The following is a 6,947-nucleotide window of genomic DNA, read 5'->3' as shown; positions in this document are numbered from 1 at the left end:
TCGTTCTCAAGCTAAATGTGTCCGCTTCTCAAGTCAAACCCGACTTTTGAAGTCAGTGAGCGAAAGGCAACTTTGTCCGCATAGCTGCCATTTGTCGGCGGACTCGCGAATGGCTGCTTTCCACCCATTCGAGCCGATCGGCGGCGGGAAAGCCGCCGCCTTAAGCAGTCCATCCGCTTCCAACCCAATGTGGACGTTTCAGCCCACAGCGCGACCGCCGGAAAGCGGACGGACTGTCTGACGCACCGCCTGAGGCGAAAGACCAATGCGCTTCACGAAAGCCCGGCGCATCCGCTCGGGATCGCCGAACCCGACGCTGCGAGCGATCAGCTCGATGGACTCCATCCCCTCCTCCAAACGCAGCCGCGCCGCCTCGACGCGAAGACGTTCCACGGCCTTGGCAGGCGTTTCTCCGGTCGCATGGCGGAAGGCGCGTCCGAACTGACGAGGGCTCAGTCGAGCAGCCTCAGCCAGACGATCGAGCGGGAGCGGTTCAGCCAAATGCTCGCGTGCAAAGGCAAGGGCCATACGCATCCGGTCGGCGTCGGGTTCTAGGAGAGACAAGGCGGAGAACTGCGACTGGCCGCCTGGACGGCGATGGTAGACGACAAGTTCGCGCGAAACGGTCCGCGCCAGGTCTGTGCCATGGTCCGCTTCGATTAGGGCCAGTGCCAGATCGATGCCAGCCGTGATGCCGGCGGATGTCCAGACAGGTCCGTCCGCCACAAAGATGCGATCTGGTTCGACACTCGCAGACGGGAAACTTCGTTGCAGCTCGTTTGTACGCGACCAGTGTGTCGTAGCGCGACGACCGTTGAGCACCCCCGCCTCGCCCAAGAGGAATGCGCCTGTACAAACGCTGGCGATGCGTGTCGCCGCGGATGCAAGACGCCGTACCATCGCCACCTCGTCCGCATCCCGCAACCGTTCGAATCGACCGCCCACGACGATCAACGTGTCGACGCTTGCCTCGGTGGCGGGATGCGTGCCAATCGGCAGGCCGGTCCCACCGCACACCTCACCGCCTGATATCGACAGAACGCTTGTTGCGTAAAGCGGGCGGCTGGCCGCTGTGTTCGCAGCGTGAAACGCGTCAAGCGGCCCAGCCAGATCGAGGAGCTGGTGACCCTGATGGACATAGAAGGCGATTGTATGAGGCATGACGCTTTTTGAGGGATCATCGTCGTTTGCGCCAGAGCCATATTGAGGGCAGATGCGGCTCACTCCGGTCCGAAAGGCGCAAGCGATGGCTCTTCAAAGCGCAACCCTGCTGGTCATCGATGTTCAGAACGGCTTCACCGATCCTGCCTGGGGGCAACGCAACAACCCGCAGGCGGAAGCGAACATTGCCCGGTTGCTCGCGTTTTGGCGACGGGAGGGGCGTCCGATCCGTCATGTCCTTCATGCGTCACGTTTGCCTGAAGGACATTTTCGAATGGGAACGTCAGGGCATCAGCCGAAACCCGAATCCCTTCCTCTTGCCGCCGAGCCGGTTTACCGCAAGGACGTCAACAGCGCCTTCATTGGAACGAGCCTGGAACAGGATCTACGAACCGGCGGTGCCGAAAAGCTGGTTGTCGTCGGAATGACGACGAACCACTGCGTCTCCACGACGGTTCGCATGGCCGGCAATCTCGGGTTTACAACCTTCGTCGTCGAGGATGCGACTGCCACCTTCGATCGCATGGGGTTGGACGGGACGATGCGACCGGCGGCCGAGGTGCACGCCGCCGCCCTCAGCGACCTGTCCGAGGAGTTCGCCACGGTTGTCAACACCCACGAAATCCTGACGAGCAAAGCGCTCTAAGCCCGGCGACGGCCTGAAGTGTTGCCGTGCAGCGGCACTGGTCCGCTTTCGTGGTTGGCGGCCCTCAAGAAGGAAAGACAGCTTCCCGCCCAATCAGGTCGCTCAGCGTTGACGGACAATGGTACCAATCGCGTTGACGAGGATGCGCGAGGCGGTGAGAGCCGAGACACCGTTTAAGTCTGTAGTGGGCAGAAATTCGACCAGGTCCATCCCGACGATTCGGCCTCGTCGGGCCGCGCCCGCAACGAGATCGATCGTCTGGGTGTAGCTGAGCCCGCCCGGCGTTCGCGCTGCCACGCCAGGCATGACGCTGGGATCGAGCCCATCGCAGTCCAATGTAACCACGACCTGCGCTCCTTCGGGTAGATGGTTTAGTGCGGTCTCAACACCTCGGGTGTGAACCTCGCGCGCCGTGACGATCCGGCTTCCGTAGGCATTAGCCGCATTGATCTCTGCGAGGCCCGCGCTTCCGACGCTACGAATACCGACCTGAACGATGCCAGCGACGTGGGCCATCTCGCTCGCCCGGCGCATGGGACTAGAATAGCCGAACCTTTCGCCATCCACCTCGTCGCGCCAGTCGATATGAGCATCGATCTAGAGAACCCAGATCGCTCCCTGGCCCGCGAAGGCGGCCAAGAAGGGGATCGGCACGGAATCGTCTCCGCCGATCATGACCGGGACTGCCCCTTGGCCAAGAACCTCGCGGGTCTTCCGCTCAATCCGGGCGCGGTTGCCCACGCCGTCATCCATCACGGTCTCGACATCTCCTGCGTCGACGCAGGAAACCGGACCACCGTTGAATAGGGGGCCATCAAGGTCGAAATCCCAGCGGTCGATGAGCGACGCATCTTCTTGGCTGGCAGCACGAATGGCATCCGCCGCCAACGCGTGTCCGCCGCTATCTCGTCCAGGGTACGTCGTGCCGTGGCCGACTCCGAATATCGCGGCTCGCAACTTATCCTTCGGCTGGAGGCGGGTGGGAAGGTTCAAGAATGTCTGGGAAGGCGCCGTCACGGGTTTGGGCTCGCTGAACTTGCTCGGAGGAACGGCAGCTTAGCCCAGTTCAATCCAAAAAGCCGACAGGAAGCTTACCACCCACCCCGGTCGTTCGAACGCTCGTTTCTGAAACACTTTCATAGTATTCTGTTGCAAAATCTGCGGCGGCTCTCATGCAGCAAAAGGCCGCTTACGCGGCCGGGTTCATGTGACGATCGCTTCGGCTTTGAGCGCGGCTGCGGTGTAAGCCGAAAGCGGCTTGTCGGCTTGGAAATGCAGATCGCGCTCGACGGCCAATCCTAAGCGGCCGCGAACGCTCGCCAACTCGGCAAGGCTGACGTAACCGAGTTCCGGACAACCCACGCCAAGATCGCAGAGGCCGAAGGCAACGTCGGGCTGGCTGGGATCCAGCTCGGTCAGGAGCCAAGTCGCGGCACCGTTCGGGGTGAACAGCTTGACGACCGGATGGGGATCGATGGTTTCTCCCTGCGCGGTGAGGCGGCCGTTTTTGAGCATCCGCTCGCGCTGGGCATTGGTGATGAGTTTCATGAGGGGTTCTCCCGTTGGTTTGTCTTCGCCCCGAAGGGCGCGGGAGAGAGGCGCGGCGGCTTGAAGCCGGATGTCCTGTTCAACACGGATCGGAGCGGGCAGGGCATGGATAGACGGCTGCCGGCGCGCATCACGCGCTTGATGACGGAAGGGGCGGGGACGTCCAACGGACACCACCGCTAAACTCAATCGCCGACGCGCGGCGTGATCGGACAAAACGAGGCCGCACCAGCCGCAGGAACCACGATCCTTTCCGGACGATCAAACTGCCCTCGGACGACGCGTGCGACGAACCAGATGGTCAAAGGCCCGACGTGCCTGTCGATGCGATTTTGGAGGGTTGGACAGGAACGAGGAGGCAGCTGCCTCGAGCCTGCGGCATCATGCCCGCTGCTTTTGTGGGCACGACCGGAACTGCAAACTGGAACACGAACCGCTTTCGTGTAATTTCTGTAACAGAAATCAAAAGAAGCGGCTCGATCATGAACCCGATCAATTCCCGCAGCGGTCGCCGCTCCAATGCTGGCCGCAAGCCAGGCCCTGCCACCCGCGTCGTGCGGCTGCCGGTGCCATTGGCGGACATCGCGCGGCGGATGAACGAACGCGGCTTCAGGGCAGGGGACGTGAACGCGTTTCTGGACGTGGAGGCCCGGACGGCCCAGACCGTGCCGCTGATGAGCACCACGGCCTCCTGCGGCTTTCCCTCACCCGCTGACGACTACATGGACGGGCCGCTCGACTTCAACGAGCTGATCGTCACCAATCCGCCGGCGACGTTCGCCGTGCGCGTGGCGGGAGAGAGCATGACCGGTGCCGGAATCTTCCCGGGCGACATTGCGGTGGTCGACCGCTCGCGCGCGCCGGTCAACGGCTGTATCGTGCTCGCCTGCCTCGACGGGGAGTTCACCATCAAGCGCTATCAGGTTCGCGCCAATGGCGTGTCGCTCCAGGCGGAAAACCCGGCCTTCCCAAGCCTCGACATCGGGGAGGGGCAGGAGCTGGAAATCTGGGGCGTGGTTTCCCGCTCGATCCGGATGCTGTAGCCCGTGGCACCGCTGTTTGCCTTGGTCGACTGCAACAATTTTTATGCGTCATGCGACCGGGTGTTTCAGCCGCCGCTGCTAGTCGCGCTACAGCGATGGACTCTATTACGCCCTAAGGGATATCTATAACGAGGTTGATCCTGTCTAGCAGTCTCCACACGATCAATGTTGTTTTTAAGAGCTATGGCTGAGTCCGTATGACAGAAGATGACCTACGCAACTTTGTATTGTCTCAAATCCCACTCGTTTTCAAAGAGCCGGAACATCGCCAAAAGCTGTATTATCAAGTCGCTCAGCATGTTAACGAACAAGTCGAGTCTTCCACTAAATTCCTTGTCAGATCTGAGTTTAAAAAGGATTACGTCAAAAACGAATTAGTATCTGCCTTTAAAACGATTCTTAATAGCGAAGAAGCAAAGAAAGAAATAGTTCATGCGGTGCGCTTATATTCAACAGGTATTGATGCTCAGAAATACATTGAAGCTAATATCGACGATTTTGTTGAGGGCGTGATCGAGGAGTCTCTGAGGAGAAAATCTGTATTTCCTGTATCCAGTGTTCCTAGGAATAAGCCGCCTGAAATTCCTCACAAGAGCTTCTTGGACGTATACTATGCTTGTGCCAATGGGCATAATGTAATGATGGTCGGTCCAGCTGGTTCTGGGAAAACGATGATCGCCTCACACGTTGCTGATGCACTGCAGTTAGAATTTTATATGAATGGCGCAGTAAATAGCGAATATAAGTTATTAGGGTTTCGTGACGCGAGAGGCACATATAATCCCACTCCGTTCTTCCAGGCATTTTGTTTTGGCGGTGTTTATCTTTTTGATGAAATCGATGCATCTGCACCGCAAGCGCTAATAGCCTTAAATGCCGCTATTGCTAACAAGATGTGTGATTTTCCGACTAATATCGCGAAAGACCAGAGGCAGGCGCATGACGAAATAATTTCCCATAAACCTATACGAGCCCATGAGAATTTTAAGTGCCTGGCATCCGCTAATACGTACGGAACCGGTGGTAGCTATTCTTACATTCGCAACAAACTTGATGCAGCCACTCTTGATAGATGGGTCGTAATTGATATTCCGTACGATGAAGATCTAGAGCGTCGCTATGCAGGAAACAACAATTGGGTCGAAAAAATAATACGTTGGCGTAAATCAACAAACGAGCTTCAGATTGATCATGTCATATCGATGCGAGCATCAATCGAAGGTGCGAGATTATTGCGTATTCCCCATTTTGCTGAAAGGCCAGAGCTTGTAGAGGAGATGGTAGTATGGCGCGGTCTCGATCCGAAGCGCGTGGAGATGATAAAGAAGAAAAGACTATAAATTTAAGAGGAAATGAGAAAAATCTGCCAACGATTCGGAAAATATTCCGCCACGTCGACGACTTTATCGATATGGCGAACAACGGCGAAGTGGTATGGAATAATTCGGAATTAATGAGTCGCATGGTTTCGGTGGAGCGGTCTATAGATACACTTACTGACAGTTGGCAACAAGCACTTGAATTGGCAATTAACGGGTGGCCGGAAGGCGCACAACTGATAACCAAAACGCTCCAAAAGCGGCCAATGAGCCAGATCGATACACCAAAGTCCCAAGGCTACGACGTCGCCGGCTTCCTTCCAGATGTAGGGCGCTTTTTAAGCGGGGAACCGCTTTGTATGCTCAGCGATGTTAATTCCGCCCCTAAAGGAAAAGTTGTAGTAAATTACAGCGTAAGTATATTAGTAAGTGCCGATGATAACATGCAGATTATATCGAATTTTGGCGCCGCACTTATTTCAAGAATACAATTCCTTGAGGAAAATGGTTACCGTGTTGCGCTCAACTGGATCTCTATGTCAAATCCATACTATGTATTCCAAAGTCAGGTAGATAGTGGGCTGCTGGGACCGAAAGTACTCATTGTTTTCCCTTTGAAATCAATCGATGAACCGATAAAAATAAATCGGCTTGCATTTTGGCTTATGCACCCTGCAGCACAAAGGCGAATACAATTCGCGATTAAAGAACGAATGAATATCGAAATGTGGTATCAAAATAAGTATGGGTCACCGGAAATAAGAATTGAGGAAATCAAGAAAGAATGCGCGGAGAACGAAATTATAATTGTGATAAATAGTGAATGCCAAAGCGTCGAAGATGCAATGAAAGAAATTCTGAATCAAGAAAAAGCGCAATGGAAAGCCAGTGAGAAAAGGCCGCTCTCAAGATGAAGCGGCCTTTACATTCCTAAGGTAAACGACCCGAAGGCCCAATTATTCGGCATGCAGATATCTCGCCGTTCGTAAGAAACGATCGGCGAATACGAGGAGTTAAGCCGAATCCGGAGGGGAGTCCGTCAATGTAATCCCTGGGGTAGACGGTTATCGCTCGAGTGCCGCGATGATCGTTGAAAGTAAGACGAAACATCGCAGTATATGGATCGCATATACGCATTCTCATTGATTGATGATCGCACACGGTCAGCGGCAGAGTACCTGCTTGCAATGACGTTAAATGTACCGGTGCGCCTTTCGCGATGGGCTTATG

General features: G+C 55.8%; 6 protein-coding genes and 1 pseudogene. 4 read left to right on the top strand and 3 right to left on the bottom strand.

Annotated features, from left to right (window positions below; genetic code table 11):
- Window positions 1–198 precede the first annotated feature (198 nt).
- Window positions 199–1,161, bottom strand: coding sequence for a GlxA family transcriptional regulator (locus J6595_RS19795; RefSeq protein WP_209596962.1), 963 nt, complete (start codon window positions 1,159–1,161; stop codon window positions 199–201).
- A gap of 85 nt (window positions 1,162–1,246) precedes the next feature.
- On the opposite strand from J6595_RS19795, the gene J6595_RS19790 reads away from it, so the two are divergent.
- Window positions 1,247–1,807 (top strand): cysteine hydrolase family protein, encoded by a 561-nt coding sequence (locus tag J6595_RS19790; RefSeq protein WP_209596960.1) that lies wholly within the window; start codon window positions 1,247–1,249, stop codon window positions 1,805–1,807.
- Between the two features lie 102 nt (window positions 1,808–1,909).
- Here the strand turns inward: J6595_RS19790 and J6595_RS19785 are convergent.
- Window positions 1,910–2,824 (bottom strand): annotated as a pseudogene (locus tag J6595_RS19785) (agmatinase).
- A 186-nt stretch (window positions 2,825–3,010) separates the two neighbouring features.
- Window positions 3,011–3,355, bottom strand: a complete 345-nt coding sequence (locus J6595_RS19780) for a DUF2958 domain-containing protein (protein ID WP_209596958.1) — start codon at window positions 3,353–3,355, stop codon at window positions 3,011–3,013.
- Window positions 3,356–3,837: 482 nt separating this feature from the next.
- Here J6595_RS19780 and J6595_RS19775 point away from each other — a divergent pair, with 482 nt between their 5' ends.
- From J6595_RS19775 to J6595_RS19765, 3 genes are all read left to right on the top strand, one after another.
- Window positions 3,838–4,398, top strand: coding sequence for a LexA family protein (locus tag J6595_RS19775; RefSeq protein ID WP_245198884.1), 561 nt, complete (start codon window positions 3,838–3,840; stop codon window positions 4,396–4,398).
- 197 nt (window positions 4,399–4,595) lie between these two features.
- Window positions 4,596–5,738, top strand: coding sequence for an AAA family ATPase (locus J6595_RS19770; RefSeq protein WP_209596956.1), 1,143 nt, complete (start codon window positions 4,596–4,598; stop codon window positions 5,736–5,738).
- Window positions 5,684–6,631 (top strand): DUF7192 family protein, encoded by a 948-nt coding sequence (locus tag J6595_RS19765; RefSeq protein ID WP_209596954.1) that lies wholly within the window; start codon window positions 5,684–5,686, stop codon window positions 6,629–6,631. Before J6595_RS19770 ends, J6595_RS19765 begins: the two co-directional genes overlap by 55 nt.
- Window positions 6,632–6,947 lie beyond the last annotated feature (316 nt).

This window comes from Jiella mangrovi, from assembly GCF_017815135.1.
Classification (GTDB): Bacteria; Pseudomonadota; Alphaproteobacteria; order Rhizobiales; family Rhizobiaceae; genus Jiella; species Jiella mangrovi.
Note: the sequence above shows the minus strand (reverse complement) of the source record. Positions and strands in the feature narration are given on the sequence as shown.